Annotated in this window: 14 protein-coding genes; all 14 read left to right on the top strand. The window is 51.0% G+C overall.

What is annotated here, in order from left to right; all coding sequences use genetic code 11:
• The first annotated feature begins 34 nt into the window (after nt 1-34).
• Complete coding sequence (locus NST47_RS27865; protein WP_341158029.1) at nt 35-1603, top strand: extracellular solute-binding protein; 1569 nt, start codon at nt 35-37, stop codon at nt 1601-1603.
• 122 nt (nt 1604-1725) lie between these two features.
• Nucleotides 1726-2673, top strand: a complete 948-nt coding sequence (locus NST47_RS27860; RefSeq protein ID WP_445667483.1) for an ABC transporter permease — start codon at nt 1726-1728, stop codon at nt 2671-2673.
• A gap of 16 nt (nt 2674-2689) precedes the next feature.
• Nucleotides 2690-3550 (top strand): carbohydrate ABC transporter permease, encoded by an 861-nt coding sequence (locus tag NST47_RS27855; RefSeq protein WP_341158027.1) that lies wholly within the window; start codon nt 2690-2692, stop codon nt 3548-3550.
• Nucleotides 3551-3616: 66 nt separating this feature from the next.
• Nucleotides 3617-6022, top strand: a complete 2406-nt coding sequence (locus NST47_RS27850; RefSeq protein WP_341158026.1) for a helix-turn-helix domain-containing protein — start codon at nt 3617-3619, stop codon at nt 6020-6022.
• Nucleotides 6019-9342 (top strand): glycosyl hydrolase, encoded by a 3324-nt coding sequence (locus tag NST47_RS27845; protein WP_341158025.1) that lies wholly within the window; start codon nt 6019-6021, stop codon nt 9340-9342. The genes NST47_RS27850 and NST47_RS27845 overlap by 4 nt, the downstream gene beginning before the upstream one ends.
• A gap of 3 nt (nt 9343-9345) precedes the next feature.
• Nucleotides 9346-10428 carry a mandelate racemase/muconate lactonizing enzyme family protein gene (locus NST47_RS27840; RefSeq protein WP_341158024.1) on the top strand — a complete coding sequence of 361 codons (1083 nt, stop codon included), beginning with the start codon at nt 9346-9348 and terminating at the stop codon, nt 10426-10428.
• A gap of 284 nt (nt 10429-10712) precedes the next feature.
• Nucleotides 10713-11630, top strand: a complete 918-nt coding sequence (locus tag NST47_RS27835) for an ABC transporter permease (protein WP_341159770.1) — start codon at nt 10713-10715, stop codon at nt 11628-11630.
• Between the two features lie 90 nt (nt 11631-11720).
• A complete protein-coding gene (locus tag NST47_RS27830; protein WP_341158023.1) occupies nt 11721-12596 on the top strand; it encodes a carbohydrate ABC transporter permease in 876 nt (291 codons plus the stop codon).
• Between the two features lie 49 nt (nt 12597-12645).
• Nucleotides 12646-14193: an extracellular solute-binding protein gene (locus NST47_RS27825; protein ID WP_341158022.1), complete on the top strand. Its 1548-nt coding sequence runs from the start codon at nt 12646-12648 to the stop codon at nt 14191-14193.
• 184 nt (nt 14194-14377) lie between these two features.
• Nucleotides 14378-16735 carry an AraC family transcriptional regulator gene (locus NST47_RS27820; RefSeq protein ID WP_341158021.1) on the top strand — a complete coding sequence of 786 codons (2358 nt, stop codon included), beginning with the start codon at nt 14378-14380 and terminating at the stop codon, nt 16733-16735.
• Nucleotides 16716-17879 (top strand): oligogalacturonate lyase family protein, encoded by a 1164-nt coding sequence (locus tag NST47_RS27815; protein ID WP_341158020.1) that lies wholly within the window; start codon nt 16716-16718, stop codon nt 17877-17879. The genes NST47_RS27820 and NST47_RS27815 overlap by 20 nt, the downstream gene beginning before the upstream one ends.
• Before the next feature lie 7 nt (nt 17880-17886).
• Nucleotides 17887-19068 carry an oligogalacturonate lyase family protein gene (locus NST47_RS27810; protein ID WP_341158019.1) on the top strand — a complete coding sequence of 394 codons (1182 nt, stop codon included), beginning with the start codon at nt 17887-17889 and terminating at the stop codon, nt 19066-19068.
• A 23-nt stretch (nt 19069-19091) separates the two neighbouring features.
• Nucleotides 19092-19271 (top strand): hypothetical protein, encoded by a 180-nt coding sequence (locus tag NST47_RS27805; protein WP_341158018.1) that lies wholly within the window; start codon nt 19092-19094, stop codon nt 19269-19271.
• Between the two features lie 114 nt (nt 19272-19385).
• Nucleotides 19386-20084, top strand: coding sequence for a FadR/GntR family transcriptional regulator (locus NST47_RS27800; RefSeq protein ID WP_341158017.1), 699 nt, complete (start codon nt 19386-19388; stop codon nt 20082-20084).
• The last annotated feature ends 56 nt before the right edge of the window (nt 20085-20140 follow it).

Below are 20140 nucleotides of genomic sequence, written 5' to 3'. Positions count from 1 at the left end.
CAATCTTATCAAGAAAAGAAACGGGAGGATGTACATGGAAAGCTTGAAATTAAAAAGAAGAAGGATATATCCGGCGGCAATCGCCGCTTCATTGGTATGTTCCATTGCACTGTCCGGCTGTGGAGCGGTGCCAGCCGCCAAGGAGGTAGGGCAGAAGCCAGCTGCATCGGGAAACGAGGCCGGAGGACCGCCTGTGGAAGTGAAAATCATGAGTGCGTTCACAAGCGCAAATCCGCCCGATCCGAACGGAGAGGTACAAAAAGCGATCGAAAAGGCAACCAACACGAAGCTGTCGATTCAATGGGTATCCGCCAATAACTACAAAGAACGATTGAATGTCAGTCTGGCCTCCGGAGACATTCCGGATGTAATTATGATTGATGATCCGTTTTCTTCAATGTTCCGTACGATGGTGAAGCAGGATGCTTTCTGGGACATTACCCCGCTGTACAGCAAATATCCCAATATCAGCAAGCAGGTGGCACCGGTAGCTTGGGAGTCAACCAAAATGCAGGACGGGAAAAATTACGGTATACCGAGACCTCGCGGTGCTGAAGGAGCCCGTTATTTTGTGCTCAGGAAGGACTGGCTGGACAAGTTGAGCCTGAAGGTTCCGACTACAACTGATGAGCTTTATGCGGCAATGAAGGCATTTAAGGAAAAGGACCCTGACGGTAACGGAAAAGCCGACACAATCGGATTTACAGGAAATGTAACGGCAACCGATATGGGCACGCTGGGTGTTATCGTGAACAGCTTTACCGGAGCGGCTGGCAACTGGAAGGAGCAGGACGGCAAGCTGGTTTATACTGATTTAATACCGGAAACGAGGCAAGCGCTTGAATTTCTGAACAAGGCGTATAAGGAAGGTTTGATTCCTGCAGATTTTGCCTCGTTGAAAGCAAGCCAGGTTGATGAAATATTCGCTTCTGGCAAAGCGGGGATGTTGGCCGATAAAACGGGCAATATGCAGGAGATGATCAGCAAGCTTGGCAAAATCGATACAACGGTTCATGATCATCAGGCTTTTTATCCCGTTACCTCAATCAATCAGTTCAACCCCAAGGGTCCGGGCTTTCTAGGGATGCTCGCGATTTCCAAAAGAGTGCCCGAAGCCAAGCTGAACACCATCTTGTCGATGATCGACAAATGGATGTCCCCGGAAGTATTTGATCTCCAGACCTGGGGTATCGAGGGTACGCATTATACGGTCAAGGACGGCAAAAAGGAACTGCTGAAGGACAAGTATACGGCATCAGGCATCGATAACTATAATCAAATCGTTTATGTCGCCGATCCGTATGCCAACTCGCTGCACCGCAATTTTCCGCAGAACAGTATTGACGTATACACAAAGCTGCAGGATGAGCGGGCCAAAACGAGCAGTGCCGATGCCAGTGTCGGACTTTACTCGGACACCTTCCAATCCTACGGACCTGAGCTTGCCAAGCAGGCACAGGATATGAAGACCAAGGTCATCCTTGGCGTAGTGCCGATAACGGCTTGGGACGATTATGTAAACCAATTGAAGAGCAATCCGCAAATGACAAAAATCGTGCAGGAAATCAATGATTCCTATAAGCAGCGCAGCGCCGGCAAGTAAAGCACCCGAATGGTTGTCCCCTTTCCTGTTAGGGAGAGGGGATGCATAGTAGCGGAAGAGAGCCGGCATTGCTTAAGGTTTCAGGGAAGTAAGGAGGTGGCCGCAGAATGGCCGATCAGCAGATGTATATCGGTGCCTTAGCATCATCAGGCAGACAAAGCAGGCTTTATCGATTGCAAAAAAGGCTCAGGCGCGATAAGTATTTGTATTATTTGGCGGTACCTGGAGCTTTGTTTTTTCTGATTTTTAAATATATCCCGATTTGGGGCGTCGTTATCGCTTTTCAGGATTACTCGCCTATCGCCGGCATAACGAACAGCCCGTGGGTGGGCTTGCAGCATTTTCAACGTTTTTTTTCCGATCCGCAGTTTTGGGTTTTGTTCAGAAACACCATGATGATTAATATGATGAGTCTCGTATGCTTCTTTCCGCTGCCGATCCTGCTTTCGTTATTAATGAATGAGCTGCGCAGCGAGCTGTACAAAAAAATAGTGCAGTCCATTGTGTATTTGCCCCATTTTTTGTCCTGGGTCATCATTGCCGGTTTGACCTTCATGCTGCTCTCCGTATCACGCGGATTTGTCAACGAGGCGTTAACGGCGTTGGGCATGGACAAGGTACAATTTCTGAATGATCCGGACCTGTTCTGGATTCTTTTGACGGTGCAGACGATATGGAAAGAAGCGGGATGGGGAACGATCATATTTCTGGCTGCAATAGCCGGAACGGACCCCCAGCTGTATGAAGCAGCACGCATGGATGGTTCGGGTCGACTGCGCCAAATGTGGCATATTACGCTGCCCGCGATTCGCAATGTGATTTTTATTCTGCTTATTCTCCGACTGGGCCATATGATGGATGTTGGATTCGAGCAGGTCTTTCTGATGTACAACGGGGCCGTATCCAATGTTGCCGAGGTATTCGACACCTATGTGTATCGATTGGGCGTCCAGCAGGGTCAGTTCAGCTTTAGCACAGCCGTAGGGTTGTTCAAATCGGCAGTGGGACTGACACTGGTCATTATCGCAAATCGCCTGTCGAAAAGGTTCGGCGAAGAAGGCATTTACTGAGGAAGGTGAACTTGCAATGGAGAAAACCGGAGAAAACCGCTGGTTTCATATCGTCAATATCGTCATTTTGGCTGCGGTTTCCTTAATCACCGTATTTCCGATTTATTACGTATTCATCATATCGTTCACGGAGACGAGTGAATATTTATCCAAGCCGCTTATCCTCTTTCCGACACAATGGTCGTTTGATTCCTATCACTATTTATTAAGTAATCCGTCGATGCTTCGGGCCATAAGCATCAGCGGTTTGCTGGCCGCTGCAGGAACGGCCTGCAGCCTAATTGTTACCTCGTCGCTGGCCTATTCGCTCTCCAGAAAACGGCTGCTCGGAAGGCGTCTGGCCCTGATGCTTATCGTATTTACGATTTTATTCAGTCCGGGCATTATTCCCAACTATATGCTGGTACGGAATCTGGGATTGATCGACAGCATCTGGTCGCTTGTTCTGCCCGTATTGTCCAGCGGCTGGTACGTGGTACTGATGAAGGGCTTTTTCGAGAACATACCGGAAAGCCTCGACGAAGCGGCAGCGATCGACGGCTGCAATGAAATTACCGCCTGGTTTCGCATCGTGCTTCCCTTGTCACTCCCTGCTATAGCGGCATTCGGGCTGTTTTATGCGGTCGAATACTGGAATACGTATTTCTCGGCTCTGCTTTATATGAATGATTACCAGAAATGGCCGATACAGGTATTGCTGCAAAACATGCTGGCGGAAAATCCATTGGCGGAAACCGATCCCCTGATACAACCGCCCCCGGCACAAATGCTGAAGATGGCAGCCGTCGTTATCGCCACGGTACCGATCCTGTGCATCTATCCGTTCCTGCAAAAGCATTTTGCCAAGGGGGTTATGGTAGGTTCTGTAAAAGGTTGAAATTTCTTCGGTGGAAGGACACAAAGGGTCTGATCCCGAATTGGTTAGTAGGGGAGGGCTTCACTTGTGATTACGAATAACCGCATCATTAATGGCATCATGAAATGGGTTCACCGCCAATATTCGCTGCCGCGGAGAGGCAGTTTTTTCCGACGCAGCCTCGTCATGGTCATCCTTATTGCCAGCCTGCCGGGGCTGCTGATCGGAACGGGCATTTATTGGGTTGGCAGCGGGCAAATTACCGATGAAACAAACAGGCTTCACCAGCAGCAGCTGAAACAAACGCAAAAAAGCATAGACGACCAGTTGATTGCGTTGGAAACGTCACTTTCCCACTGGGCCTTCGATCCGCAGTTTGATGACAAGCTGAAAAGACTGGATTTTGTTTACGGATACACCCAAGTGCAGGATATTTACAAAACACTGCTGGTCATGAGAGAACTCAATCCGATGATCAAACAGGTGCAGCTGTACATCGAGGAGCCGTACCCGCTGCTGTTTACTGAGGATGGATACCACCGTGTGCCTGAAGGTCTGCATGAACAGTATCACAGCATGCTCATGCAGCAAAATCAGGCTGTATGGAACGACTTTGATATAAACGTGGAAGGTGCGGAGGATACAACCTTTACTTACTCGCTATCGCTGATTCATAAAATTCCGGGCGGCAGCCCCCGGCCCTTTGGTATGTTCCTCGTATCCGTCAACCAGAGCAAGCTTAAAGAAATCGTTAACGTCCTGACGCCGCGTCACGAAGGAACCTCCTTCCTGCTGCGGGAGGACGGCGAATGGATTGCTCCCTTTGGTGAAAACAGCGAAGCATCGGCGCTGAACGAGGCTTTGCGAAAACGGATTACCCAGGAACATACGGCAGACGAACAATTTATTTTTGAATGGGAGGGTGAGACCTATTCGGTTTCGCGCGGAGCCTTCAACCGTCTCGGTACGGAGTGGGTCTATGTTTCAGCGACACCGCTCAAAGCGCTGACCGAACCCGTCGTGTTCATCTCCCGCTTGATTGTCGGCTTCAGCTGTTTCGGATTGCTGTTGGCAGTTGTACTATCGTGGTTTGCCTCCAAGCGTCTTTATTCGCCTGTGGCCCGGCTTGTCAAGCTGCTGGGTGGGAAAAGCGCCGCATCACGTCCGGAGGACGGTGATGAGTTTGAGATGATCGAAAGTGTCTGGAATCATGTCACAAGAGAAAGCCAAACGCTCCAAACCCGGCTTGAAAGCCAGCTGCCGCAGGTCAGGGAAGGATTCCTGCTGCAGCTGGCGCAGGGCTACCTGTATTATTTGTCCGAATCGGATCTGCAGGAGCGGATGGGCAATCTGGGCTGGGAGGTCAAGAGCAGCAGGTTTAATGTCGTTTATGTACAGCTGCTTGGATTTTCCAGTCTGCAGGGGCGGTTTTCCGAAGGGGATGAGGTGCTGGTGACATTTGCGGCCTCGAACATTGTCCAGGAGCTGGCAGCAAATGCCTTTGACCAGGCAGACACGATCAATTTTCACGATCTTACTATCGGTCTCCTGCTTGGTTATGACGCTTTGGAGCCTTTAGAGCAGTGCCGCGAACGTATATACCGGCTGCTGAACGAACTGACGAACAGGCTGAACCTGCTGCTGCACATGAGAGTAGCGATTGGGCTGGGACGGCCCGCTGCGCAGCTTAAGGAAATCCCGGCCATGCTGGAGGAAACGAAGCAGGCTCTGCGCTTTCGCGATCTACAGGAGGATAATCAGATTATCGATTTGCGGGAATGGGTGACGGATGGCGAGAAAACCTCCGATTTCCCGTTCCATTTGGAAAAAGAAGTGATCCATGGGCTTCGTATGGGACTGGAGGAGGAAACGGTGGACGCCGTTCGCCGCTTTTTGCATGAGCTTCGGGTCCATGCCGGAAAGGAGCTTTGGGTGCAGCAAGGAATGCTTCACCTGCTCGGATCTGTGCAGCATTCGATCATGCAGATGGGAATGAATCTGAATGCGCTCTATGAAGGCGCCAATCTGTACAGCCAGCTGTGCCAGCTAAAGGAGCCGGAGGAAATCGAGAAGTGGTTCCTGTCCAGGGTTATCCTGCCTTTCATGCACGAAAGCAAACGCAAGCAGGATGCCTTTATGCAGCAGACTATTGACCGTATTGTCCTGAAAATTCAGGATAGCTATATGGAGGAGCTGTCCCTCGATGCTATTGCCGAATCGGAGCGGCTTAGCTCCTACACCCTCAGCCGGATGTTCAAGCAGTCGGTCGGTCTTAACTTTATAGATTATTTAACCGAGATCAGGCTCAATAAAGCCAAGGAGCTGCTGCTGCACACGGATTGGAGGCTGAATGAGGTGGCAGAGCGCGTCGGCTACCAGCACAGCTATTTCAGCAGAATATTCAAAAAGCACGTCGGAGTAACCCCGAGCCGCTACAGAGAGAACAGCAGGGATGAGTCGACTGGCGGCAGGAATAACAATATATCGGAATGAAGGTGGAAGCATTGATCAACGACGACCATTTCCGCAATCCTCCTGTGGAATTTCGGATGCATCCGTTCTGGTTCTGGAACGGGGATATGGAAGAGGATGAGATTGTACGGCAAATCGCCGAAATGAAGGACAAGGGAGTTGGCGGTTTTTTTATATGCGCCAGGCAGGGGATGACGATTCCTTATTTATCGCAGCTATGGTTTGACAGGGTAAGGTTCGCTGTAGAGGCGGCAGGGAAAGCAGGCCTGAACGTCTGGCTGTATGACGAATATCCGTACCCGAGCGGCATTGCCGGCGGGGAGGTTACGCTCGAGCACCCGGAAACGAAGCAGCGCATGCTCTCCCGAACTGCCGTAAGCGCAGAAGCAGGAGAGGATCTGGATCTGAATCTGCCCTGGGGCAGGGTTCTGTTGGCCAAGGCGGTCCCGATATCTCCGGACGGGGCAAAGGACTGGCCGCATGCACAAGATATTTCACGATGGATTGGCAGCTTTCAGGATGAAACGGTGTTTCAGCAAACAGGCTCAAGTCCTTACAGCCGCAAGCGATATTTTACGTATCACACAGTCAAAAAGCTCAAGTACAGCCTTCCCGTTGATGTGAAGCAGTGGGAGATTCTGGTCATTACCGAGCAGGAGGTCGACGATTTCAAATATTTTGGCACCTTTGTCGATCCGCTCCATCCTGAAGCGGTTAATGCCTTTATGCGTCTGACTCATGAACGCTATACCGAGGAGATGGGCGAATATTTCGGGCAAACGATCAAAGGCATGTTCACGGACGAAATCGGTCTGAGGGCAGGGAAGATTCCGTGGTCGCCGATGATTCCAGCTTTTTTTGAAGAGCGCTGCGGCTATAGCTTGCTGGATAAGCTGCATCATTTATATGAAGACGCCGGAGAAGACACGGCACAGGTCCGTTATGACTTTTATCAATGCATCCATCTGATGCTGCGGGATCAATTTCATAAAAGGATTGCCGACTGGTGCGAGGATGGCCAGATGGAATACGTAGCAGAAGTGCCGGGCGTGCGTATGACGACACAGCTGCACAGCCATATTCCCGGTGGAGACAGCGCCCATGAGAAGCTGGGCAGCCCACTGTCCGCGATCATGGAAAAATATGCCCACAGTTTGCGGCATAATCCCAAAATGGGCAGTTCCTTATCCCGCCAGCTAGGCAGAAAACGCGCTTTAATTGAATGCTTCCACAGCATCGGCTGGTCGATGACTCTACAGGATGCCCGTTGGATGATTGATTGGATGGCAGTGCTGGGAACGAATATGTTCAACTTTCACGCCTTTTTTTATTCGATTGACGGGCTGCGCAAGCATGATGCCGCTCCCTCGCAGTTTGAGCAAAATCCTTATTGGAGGCACTTCGGGCAGCTGGGGGATTACATCGGACGCTTGAGCTATATGATGAGTGAAGGGAGCGCCCTGATCGATATTGCCGTGCTCGATCCCACGACCTCTTTGTGGACGCAAATGGGCAACCCGTTCCATCAGTTTAAATTTGCCGGAACCAGCGAAGAAGATAAGCGTCGGCTGGAGCGGATGAAGACGGACTGGATTCGAATTCAGACCGAGCTGCTGATCCATCAGCGTGATTATGATACGCTGGACCCGGAAATGCTGATGCAGGCCAGGATCAGCGAAGGCGCCCTGCATATCGGGGCTGGCAGCTACAAGGTACTGATCATCCCGCCAATCACCAATCTGGAGGCTGCGGCCTGGGAGCGAGTTCAGGCATTTGTGCGGGACGGTGGCACTGTCATCAGCGTCGGATTGCTGCCCTATGAGACTATTGAGCCAGGCAGCGAGGCTGTGCTCGGGATGTCGGCACTGTTCGGAACGGAGGCTCCAGCTCCGGATTCCTATTGGAGCGGTCATACCGATTACAACCAGACGGACCAAGGCTGGATTCACAGCATGGAGGGAAACGCTTTCTTTGTGCCTTACGGACCTGAGTCTTCCCGTGTGAACGGAAGGAATCTGCTGATCGAGCTTTTGAACCAAACGCTTCCCCGCCGGGCGGAGCTGGTTTCCGACGATGGAAGCACGAATTGTCTGCTCATGCAGCATCGGCAGCTTAGCGACCGGGAAGAGCTGCTTTTTATCGCCAACCATGAGGGCTTGGAGAAACGGATCGAGCTTCGTCTTGCGGATTCCTATGCCGATCCGGGCTATTCCTTAAGCATCCGTGATTTGGAGAACGGAGAGACATGGCCGCTATCTTCCGGGGTCAGCGGGAAGGGAAGAACCGCGACACTCGTATTTGCCCCTTACCAGTCGCATTTGGTTGAGATTAGCCGAAACAGCCCATCAATCGCTCCTGCTGAAGACGGTCTGACCGAGTGCTCTGATCAGCGGGAACAGCCTACTTCACATATTCACGCAGAAATGGGCAGTGGCTGGGCAGTGGAAGCGGCAGAGCCCAACACGCTCAGGCTAGGGCGATTTCTGATGGCACTGGACCTGGAGGATCAAGGTCTGGAGCAGCAATGGCAGCTGGGTCAGGGAGCATTGAACCCACAGGTCAAATGGTATGAGGTGGATGCGAAAACGTGGATCAGTCAATGTGCAGATCTTGCGGATGAGCTTCCGCACACACTGAGCTACAGCAGCCATTGGTTCGGTACTCCTTTTCAGGTTAAAGTCGCCTATCCGGTCATTGTCTGGTTCCAGGCAGGTTTTGACGTCGAGCAGCTGCCGGAATTATGCGAGCTGCGGATGGACCGGGAAGCGATTCTTGGAGAATACCGCTTGTTCATTAACGGTACGGAGTGGGATGGAGGCAGAGTGACGCCTATCCTCGGAAGCAACACGATCATGATTCGGGTCGTGATCCAGCGTCCGTATGACGGAGTGGTTGATCCGCTTTATTTGAGCGGTCCGTTTGGCGTGCGTTTTACAGCACAGAAGCATCCGGTTATTACGTCCCTCCCAACAGAGGGTGATCCGAATAATGCTGTCCTTGAAGGCTTTCCGCACTATTCAGGAACCTTTATATTTCGCAAACAGGTGCAATTCCCGCCAAAAGCGGCTTTAACGGGCCAATTCGAATTATCGCTGTCGGGATTAAGCCCTCACTTTCATGATTGCGCCGAATTGGTTCTCAATGGCCATTCATTGGGAGTACGGGCTTGGACTCCTTACGTATGGACAGGCAAATCGGAATGGCTTGCTCCCGGCAGCAACCTGCTTGAGCTGAGGGTTGACAATCCGCTCTGTTTCAGACTGGATGGCACTTATTTTGATTATGCACGGCATGAGGTAAGGGAGTCAGCTGAATTCAAATCGGATGAGGATGGGGAATAAACAATGAAGGTAACGAATATCGTTTGTTATTTTGCCAAGGGACTGTTTTATGTGAAGGTTGAGACGGACGAGGGGGTATCCGGCTTTGGAGAATGCAGCCCCATGCAGGTCGATGCTATACTCCCCATTATACAAACCGTGATTAAGCCGCAGGTGATAGGCCAAAGCGTGTTCGATCTTGAGAAAATCGAAGAGAGTATTATGCGCAAAAGCTACAAAATATCGGGGCAGCTGCTGGCGATGGCGTTCAGCGGCGTCGAAATCGCCTTGTGGGACGCGAAGGCGCGCTTTTTGAAGCAGCCTCTATATAATCTGCTGGGCGGCAAATACAGAGCAGAAATTCCCCTGTACGGCTCCAGCATGAGCCGGGATCTCGCTCCTGAAGAAGAAGCGGCCAAGCTGCTGGAAGGCATCCGGCAATTTGATTTTAAAGCCGTCAAGATCAAGGTGGGCCCGCGCTTCGGCTCCGGACTGCCGGTCGATCTGAATGCGGACGCCTTGAAGGTCAAAACCGTAAGGGAAGCGATTGGGCCGGATTGCCGCTTGATGGTGGATGGCAACAGCTCCTATACGTACATTCAGGCTGTACAGCTTTATAACCAAATAAGCCGGTACAATCTGCACCATTATGAGGAGCCGTGCCCTTATTACGATGTGGATGCCTATATCAAGCTATGCCAGACGCTGCCTGTGCCGATTCATGTTGGCGAGCAGGACTGGAACATATTTACCTTCCGCGATTTTATTGCGAAGGGCGCCTGCCATCTGTATGCGGCCGACCCGATCAAATGCGGCGGTATTTCGCAGGCCAAACGGGCTGCAACCTTATGCCGGGCCTTCGGAATCCACTATGTACCGCATAATACGACGCGCGGAGTCGGTTTTGCAGCGGCTCTTCATCTGGCCGCAAGCACCCCGGAGTGCAACAGCTATTACGAGTACTCGATCGAGAAGGATGCTGTACGCGAGCAGTTTGTTCCGAAGGAGTTCGTGGTGGCCAACGGCTTCATCCGTGTCCCCGACGGACACGGGCTCGGCATTGAGACCGACGAGGAAAAGATGAACCGGGTACTGAACCGGGTGTAGGGAAGCACGTCTGACAAGCTCTTGGGGTCCTTGGAACCCGGGAGCTTTTTGTCCCATATACCCTTCCGGAAGCCCTGCAAGCGCACAACGCAGAAAAGCTGCAGGTTTGCCAGGGACACAGCAGGTTAAGCAAAGACACTACTGGCCCATTCAGGTGCAATGGATAATCATGGACAATGGACAGTACAAAAGGACAGCGTTATGATCCAGTCATATCAACGCAGAAGGGAGATGCAATATTGAACGCAAAAGGGACTTCCATCAAACAGAATAATCCATCCGTTATGGTTTATCGGATAACCGGCATGTGCAAACAGCTCGTCATGAACCGCTGGATGTATGCGATGATGGCCCCCGGTATTTTGTTTTTCGTTGTATTCAAGTATGTTCCGATGTGGGGCGTCGTTATCTCGTTTCAGGATTACCAGCCTTTCCTCGGAATCAGCGGCAGCGAATGGGTGGGCCTGAAGCATTTTGAAAGATTATTCTCGTCGCCCGACTTTTGGCTGCTGTTCAAGAATACGCTGATGCTGTTTGTTTGGGACATGACGTTTGCCTTTTCAATTCCGATCCTGCTGGCACTCATGCTGAACGAGCTGAGAAGCCTGCTGTTTAAGAGGGCGGTGCAAACACTGATTTACATTCCGCATTTCATGTCATGGGTTATTGTTGTTTCTTTGACATACATCATGCTTACGACAGAAGGCGGGATTGTTAATGAGCTGCTGGTCAAATGGGGCGGCACGCCAGTCAATTTCATGCTCAGCCAAGGCTGGTTTCGTCCGGTATACACGATACAAACGATCTGGAAGGAAGCAGGATGGGGCACCATTATTTATTTGGCAGCGCTTGCAGGCGTCGACCAGCAGCTGTATGAAGCGGCACGAATGGATGGGGCAAGCCGCTGGCAGCAAATGTGGCATGTTACGCTTCCCGGCATTCGAAGCACGATTGTCGTTCTGCTTATCCTGAAGGTCGGTGACATGCTCGACCTCAGCTTCGACCATGTATTCCTGATGGTCAACTCGATGAACCGTGAAGTGGCGGATGTGTTCGATACGTTCGTTTATTTGACCGGTATTTCGCAGGGCCAGTTCAGTTATTCCACAGCAATCGGGCTGTTCAAGTCGGCAGTCGGACTGGTTATGGTCGTTGCTGCCAACCGGCTCGCCAAGATGCTTGGCGAGGAAGGTATATACTGAAGCCAACAACGCTCCAGAAGTATGGTTACTTCACTGCAAGCGTTGGTACAGCAAATCCTGCTCCGCAAAATGTTAAGGAGTTGATTCATTGTGGGCCAGCATTCCCTATCAAGCCGAATATTTGATAGCGTTATCATTGTAGGTATCACGCTGTATGCGGCCGTCTGTATCCTGCCGTTCATTCATATTGTCGCCGGTTCCTTCACAACAGGCGCAGAACTGCTGCGCAAAGGCTTCGTGCTGATTCCCTCCGAGTATTCTCTCGATGCCTACCGTTATATCTTTTCAACGAGCACGTTGATTAGAAGCATGGGCGTTACCGTATACGTGACGGTCGTCGGGACGGTTTTGAATGTTGTCTTTACCGCTCTGCTAGCCTATCCGCTTGCCCGGAAGGATGTGGCTGGACGCGGCTTTGTACTTAAAATGGTGCTGTTCACCATGTTGTTCAGCGGGGGCATGATTCCGTCCTTCCTGCTCGTCAAGCAGCTGGGCCTGCTTAATTCGCTCTGGTCGCTTATGCTGCCGGGGCTGGTCGGAGCTTTTATCCTGATCATATTGAAATCATTTTTTCAGCAGATGCCGGACAGTATTGAGGAGTCCGCCAAAATCGACGGGGCCAATGATTTGCAAATTTTGTACAAAATCGTATTGCCGCTGTCCATGCCAGCCATCGCAACGATTTCATTGTTTTATGCAGTGGCCCACTGGAATACTTTCATGCAGGCCGTGCTGTACCTCAACAATTCCGAGCTGTGGCCGATCCAGGTGCTGCTTCGCCAAATTATTCTGATGTCCAGCGGGAACTTCGGTGATTCCGGTGTGATGGACGAAGGGGCGATGCCTCCGGCGCAAACGGTCAAAATGGCCGTGATCGTCGTTGCTACGGTACCGATCCTGCTCGTATACCCTTTCCTGCAAAAGCATTTTACGAAAGGCGTCATGCTCGGCTCGGTTAAAGGATGATCCGATCATCTTAATATATGGATGGATACCATCATCACAGGAGGCCTATATGAAAACAACTGCCAATCAACGGAATTACAGCTATTACAGCAGCTTTACCTGCTTAACCTTGCTATGTGGAGCATTGCTTGCCGCCTGCTCAAGCAGCAATCCCCAAACCGGCCAACAGCCGGCTGCAGGTCAGGATGCCAGCGCGAAGGCAGCCGATCCGCTTAAAATCACCATGATGACAGCGCTGAACAAGCCGGAGCCGCCAAAAGCAGACAGTCCGCTGATCAAGAAGGTAGAGGAATTAACCAATACCAAATTAACGATCAACTGGGTACCGGCCAGTACCTACGCAGACAAATTGACGGCTTCAATCGCTTCCTCGGATTTGCCTAATTTGCTGGTCGTGTTGTCGGCGAATCTGCGAAATCCGGTTATATCCAATGCCGTAAATTCAGGAGTATTCTGGGATTTGACGCCTTATTTGAACGATTATCCGAATCTGAAAACGATGAACCCGATTGTTGCCAATAACATCAAGTTCAATGGCAAAATATACGGGATTTCCCGTGACCGCGATTTATCCCGCAATGCGATCATCATTCGTAAGGACTGGTTGGATGCACTGGGACTCAAGGAGCCGAAAACGCTGGACGAATTATATAATACAGCCAAAGCATTTACAGAGAATGATCCCGATAAAAACGGTAAAAAGGATACGTACGGCTTTACGGATTGGAAGTCGATTACGACCTTTGGCAATGTGCTTGTCTGGCTGGGCGGACCCAACGGCTGGGCGGATGATAATGGCAAGCTGTCTGCGGATTACGTAGCCCCTGAATATTTGGAGGCGATGAAATATATGCGCCGCTTGTATCAGGAGCAGTTGATTAATAAAGATTTTCTGCTCGTGGATAAGGTCCAGATGCAGGACAATTTCGCCAAGGGCAAAGCGGGCTTATATATCGGAGCAGCCGATGATATCGAAAAAATGCAGGAAAATCTGGTACAGCTCAATCCGGGTGCGAAGGTGGCCTTCGTCAATCGTATAAATGGACCGAAGGGTGAACGGTCGGTGGGCGGATCTGGGCATGAAGGTATTGTGATGATTCCAAAAACGAGTGTCAAAACGGAGGCAGATTTAAAAAACATGCTCAAGTTCCTTGATTGGACGGCAGGCAAGGAAGGAGTCAATATATTAAAATGGGGTGTGGAGGGCACTCAGTACAAGCTGGATAACGGCAAAGCGCAGGTTCTCGACAGCAAAAAATATATTGATGAATGGGAATCCTACGGCGCCTCCTTGATGACGCTTCGTACGAATGCGATTCCAATCATGACTACCGATCCGATAACGGAAAGAACGGAGTTTATGCGTGCAGACAGCTCGGCCATTGCCGTTAGCAACCCGTCGCAGGCACTGGATTCCAAAACGAACGCGGAAGTCGGCGGCTCGATCAAGCAAAAAATCGAAGATGTGCGCAACCAGTTTATCCTCGGGGCTGCCGATGAAAATGCGTGGAAAGCAGCGGTCGACAGCTGGCGTAAAAGCGGTGGCGATAAAATTACAGAGGAATATAACGCCCAGTACAGCGCGTCCAAAAAATAGTATTGTCTCTTACACCGCGCGCAGCTCCCCATGTGCGGTGTCGAGTTAGATGACCGTGATCAGCTATAGGCGAATCTGGCGCATTCGCGCTCGAAATCAAGCTTTTAGGCAGGGATGAAATGTTCTGCTTTTCCAAGAGTAGTGGTAAACTGATGCTGACATTACTTTTTGAGAAAGGGTTACCATGCGAACATCTTTTTCGGGCTATTTTCTGAAAGTAACCAGCTTCGTACTTTTACTTAGCACCATTCCGGTGCTTCTGCTTGGTATGGCTGCGTATTGGAAGTCGGCGAACGTGATCCAGGAGCAGGTGGTCCAGAGCAATATGCAGGTGCTGCTGCAAACGCAAATGAGAATCGAGAAGGAACTGAAGCTGATCGACCAGATGGCCAATAATCTGATCATATCCAGCGTGGTCAACCTTACGCTCAGGCAGCAGATTTCCGAGCAGGATTTTATGGCTGTGCATCAAATTCAGCAGAGCCTTAATCTGTTCAACTCCTACGAGTTGGGCATCCGCGATGTTTCTTTGTACAGTCTGGAGAAGGATTGGGTGATCGGCGCCAGCTCCGTATATATTCAAGGAAGTGCCAAGCTGCAGGAGGAGCAGCTGGATACCTATTTGCAAACGCCGCTCAGCTCATTCTGGTTTGCCCACAAGCAGGCTAACCGTAAGGATAACCACCCTAACGGTGTGATCAAGCTTGTGAAAAAGCTGCCGCTAAATGCCCCGAAGCCGTTGGGCATTCTGGTCGTATCGGTCTCAGTCCCGGACCTGCAGACGCTGCTGGCTGACAACAGGCTTGCCGGAACGACATTTATATTGGACGACCGTTATCAGGCAGTTGCTACCAATGGAGGGGATTCCATTGAAAACGATGAAATCAGGCAAAGGCTTGCTCTTGAATTAAGCGTTTACAAGGATGCGGAAGGCTCCTTTGTTTTATCCGCACCGCAAGGGAACTTCGCGGTTATTTACCGCAAGGCTTCCTACAATGATTGGATTTATGTATCGCTTGTTCCGATCCGGGAAATTACAACCAAGTCCCGCGATATCGGATGGTACACTTTTTACACCTGTGCTGCGCTGGCTCTCTTGACTGTTGGTCTTTCGCTGCTTGGCTCCAACCGGATATACCGTCCTGTCCGCAAGCTTTACGAAGCTGTGCTCGGTCAGAGCTGGCAGCAGGAACGGCATCCCCGTCGCGACGAATTGGATGTTATTGGAGAGCGCTACCATTCGATATGGCATTTGCGCAATGAGCTCTCTGCCAAGCTGGAAAGGCAGCGTCCGCAGCTCAAAGAATTTTACCTGCTTAAGCTGTTCTCCGGTGATGCGGTCGAGGCTGCAGGAAAGCTGTCCGAGCTGGGCTTCGATCTCCAGGCGTCCAGCTATCACGCGCTTGTGCTCCAGATCGATTCGTTATCAGATACGCGCTTCGAGGAGCGTGACCGCGATTTGCTGCTGTTTGCGATCAACAATATGGTCGGGGAATTGATCGATAAGCCTTATAGACTTGATCCTGTAGTCATTAATCAATCGCAGGTGACGATCGTTGGAAGTCTGAATGATTCAGCGAGCCAATGGAAGCAGGATGTGTCCTATTTTGCAAAGCTGGTGCAGATGAAGGTCCGCGAGTTTTGGGGTCTTTCCGTCAGTCTGGGAATCAGCTCGCCTTTTTTTCGGCTGCAGCATGCAGGTCAAGCATACACTGAATCCCTTGAAGCGCTTAAATACCGGTTGAGGCTTGGAAATGAAGCGATTTTGCTTTATGCCGAGGTCGTACCCGCTGAGTCGCAGGCTTCCATATTTCCGCGTCAGCTGCTGGATGAGCTTGTCGATGCGATCAAGCTGGCGGACCACAAGGTGGCATTTGACAAGCTTAGCCTGTTCATAACGCAGATCGTCAGTGATGAGGTCAATCATCAAGTGTACCGGGTTTCCTTCGTAAGATTGCTGGCAGAGCTGCTTAATGTAGCGCAGGAAACCGTCGGCGGCTCGCAGCATCTGGCAGGAGACCGGCTGTTGCTCTTCGAGCAGCTGTTCCAGCTGCAGTCGGCGCAGGAAATCGAAGTCTGGTTCCAGGAAAGCCTGGTCGGACCCTTGATTCATATCCTGGAGGAAAAGCGCAAGGTTCATTTTCAAAAAATTTCCGATGAAGTCAAGCAGCTCGTCGAGATCCATTACGATTCCGACCTGACGCTGGAAATGTGTGCTGACCGGCTCAGCTATCATCCGGTGTATGTGAGCCGTATATTCCGCAAGGAGACCGGGATGAACTTCTCCGAATATTTATCCCGTTACCGCCATACGGCAGCGAGGAAGCTGCTTGCGCAGACTCAGCTGTCTGTAGCCGAGATCGCGGGCAGGGTCGGTTTTCACAATGGCCCGAACTTTTCCCGTCATTTTAAAAAAGTCGAAGGGGTTACGCCCGGTCATTTTCGCGAACTGGTGCAATCGTCGCCAGAGCGGCTTGCCATGGAACCGGACCCGCTTCCCCATACTCAAAGGAGCGAAACCGATGAAGGGAACAAAATTTAGTCCGGAATACCGCGAATATAAGGATAAGGTATCAGGCCGCACCATCCGGCAGCTGACCGACTATTTCACACATAGCAATCATTTTTATTTTACGAATCATACGTTTTTTCAGGGAGATATCATATTTAAATCGCAGCGTGGCAATTCGAGCAACCTGTACCGACTGCATATGAATTCGATGGTTATCGAGCAGCTGACGGATCTGCCTCAAACCCCGCTGGATGACCGGTTCTATGACCGGATGCAGCATTCGTGCGTGCACGAGGGCAACGAGGAAGCGTACATGTTTTACCTAGGCAAAGTATTTGCGCTGCATTTGCGCACTTTGGAGCTTCGCGTACTATATGAAACGCCCGAAGGCTTCAAGCTCAGCTCCGGTTCGCCGAGCGCCGACGGGAAGTACGTCTTCGCTTCAATCAACGAGAACAAGGTGCACCGTGAATTCGAGGACGGCTTTTATGAAACATGGGCGGCGTTCCCGGAAACGCGGATTGTGCGTATCGATATTGAAACCGGCAAATCCGAAGTGGTTTACGCGGAAAACTACTGGATCAAGCATGTGAATATGTCGCCGACGGTTCCCAATCTGATGACGTACTGCCACGAGGGTCCCTGGCACAAAATCGATCACCGCGTCTGGTTGTTCGACACCGAAACGGGCAAATCGACGAAGGTTGTTCCCGACCAGAGTCCGCTAAAAACCGTGGGTCACGAATATTGGCTTGCCGATGGGGTCCGGCTTGGCTATCATGGCAAAAAAACGGAGCCAGACGGTCAGGTGCATGGCTACTTCGGTTTTATTCGGCATGACAACACGGAGCGCGTGGAGCTGGATTTCCCGTTTCACAGCCAGCATTTCCACAGCAGCGATATGGATTTGATCGTTGGAGACGGGCAAAAAATAACGAATCCCCACATCCTGCTGTGGAAGCGCGAAGCGAACGGATACAGCGAGCCGCGTGTGCTTGCTCATCATGGCGGAATCTCGCTCCTGCAGGCCTCGCATGTTCATCCGCGGTTCACGCAGGACGATAAGCATGTGCTGTATACGTCGGACCGTGGCGGATATGCCAATATGTATTTGGTCGAAATCGGAGACACAGACAATCTGCCGAAGCTTGCTGACGTGCAGGCGAAGGACTAAGAGAGGAATGACGGATATGCAAGGCACCATTTATAAACCGGAATACCGCGAGTATCGGGATCAAATTTCCGGCCGCCGCATCCTGCAGCTGACCGATTATTTTGCCCACAGCAATCATCTCTATTTTACTAATCAAACGTTTTATAAAGGCGATGTGATTTTCAAGGCGCAGCGGGATAATGCGAGCAATTTATTCCGGCTCCGTATGGATACGATGAATATCGAGCAGCTAACCGATTTGCCGCAGCCGGTGTATGATGACCGCTATTTTGACCGGCTGCTGCTCTCTTATGTGCATGAAGGCAACGAGGAAATATATATGTTCTATCTGGGTCAGGTGCTGGCGTTAAACCTGCGGACACTGCAGCAGCGTGTTCTATATGATACACCGGCAGGCTATTATCTGAGCTCAGGCTCGCCGAGCTCTGACGGGCGGTATGTGGTGGTCTCGATTACGGAAAACAAGGTGCACCGTGAATTCGAAGGCGGCTTCTATGAGACCTGGGCGGCGTTTCCCGAGACACGGTTAGTCCGAATCGATATTGAAAGCGGCAAATCAGAAACCATATACGCGGAGAATTACTGGATCAAGCATGTCAATATGTCGCCAACGGTGCCGAACCTGCTGACCTTTTGTCATGAAGGACCTTGGCACCATGTCGATCACCGTGTATGGATGCTGGACACCGACAGCGGAAAGGCAGTTCGGATCGTTACCGATCAAAGCCCTGTCAAAACGGTCGGTCACGAATATTGGTTTACCGATGGCATCCACCTCGGCTATCATGGCAAAAAGTCGGAGCCGAATGGTGAGGTACACGGCTATTACGGCTCCATCAAATACGATAACACGGAGCAGATCGAACTGGACTTCCCGTTTCACAGCCAGCATTTCCACAGCAATGATCTGGATCTGATCGTTGGCGACGGCCAGCGGATGATTAACCCTCATGTGCTGCTCTGGAAGCGGACGGCAGCGGGCTTTGACCAGCCGCGTGTGCTGGCTTATCATGGCGGCATGGGCATCAATGCCGCCACCCATGTGCATCCACGCTTCACGGCGGATGCGGGTCAGGTGCTGTATACCTCGGACCGTGGCGGATACGCCAACCTGTATCTGGTCGAGGTCGGCAGTGTAGACGAGCTTCCGCTGCTTGCCGAGGTTCAGGCGGGTGCCCAGCCCCGGTAGTCCTAATCGAATTGCACCGTTTTTTGAATCATATACAACCAACTGCAGCGGTTGGTCGGATCGTATCCATTCGACTTCAACAGCTTGCTGGATCACATCGATCCAACTGCTGCTGTATGTTTGTTATTGCCGACTGCCGTCCTGTGGACGGCAGTCTTTGTCATGGACAGGTTCTGCAGCTGATTATTTACTCGATCTGTTGAGTAGCTAGGTTGGTGAATTCTACTGTCCGTATTGAACTTAAATTGGATATTGTGAACTTGAAATTCAAGTGTTATTATAACTTTATATACATATCATATGAGTTGGTGACTACGTTGAAAGAGCTTGCGAGCACGAAAATATTGAATGAATTATTACAACGCATCGATCAGGAGGTGTGGAAAGCGGGCGAGAAGCTGCCGTCTTTGGCGGCATTGGCCAAGGAATTACAGGTCGGGGTTTCCACCGTTAGGGAAGCGCTGCGTATATTGGAAAATAAGGGTTATTTGCTGATTGAGCATGGTCGGGGAATGTTTGTACGGAGCCGTAATCATTGGAGGCAGGACAACTCGCTCGATCTGACCTCGCTTCCTGTCGGGGACCTCTTCTCCCTGCTGGAATTTCGTTGTGTACTGGAGCCTGAGATGGCTGCGCTTGCCGCAGAAAGAGGCTCACCCGGGCAAATTCGCAATATTAAAGACGCCGCGGCTCAAATGATCGCAGACTTGGCCTCAGGTGAGGATTATTTTGCGTCTGACATTGCTTTTCATGATCATATTGCGGAGGCCTGCTCCAATGTGGTGATGGCCAGTGTGATGAAAGGAATCTCGGAGCTGCTATTGGAAAGCCGAAGAAAGACTACGCGTATCAAAGGCAGTGCGGAGAGAGCTGCGCACTTTCATATGCTGATTGCCTTGGCGATTGAGCAGAGAAATGTTCAGCTGGCAAAGGACATGATGAGGTCGCACCTGCAGGATGTGAAGCAGGACAGTATGAAGCTTAAGGAAAGCTTGGAAGGAGAGCATCAAGCTTAAAAAGAAGTTTAGGCTTTATGCATGCATGGGTCAGGGATCTGTTTGAAGATGATTCG

The sequence above is a fragment of the Paenibacillus sp. FSL H8-0034 genome (genome assembly GCF_038000305.1).
Taxonomy (GTDB): Bacteria; Bacillota; Bacilli; order Paenibacillales; family NBRC-103111; genus Paenibacillus_S.
Note: the sequence above shows the minus strand (reverse complement) of the source record. Positions and strands in the feature narration are given on the sequence as shown.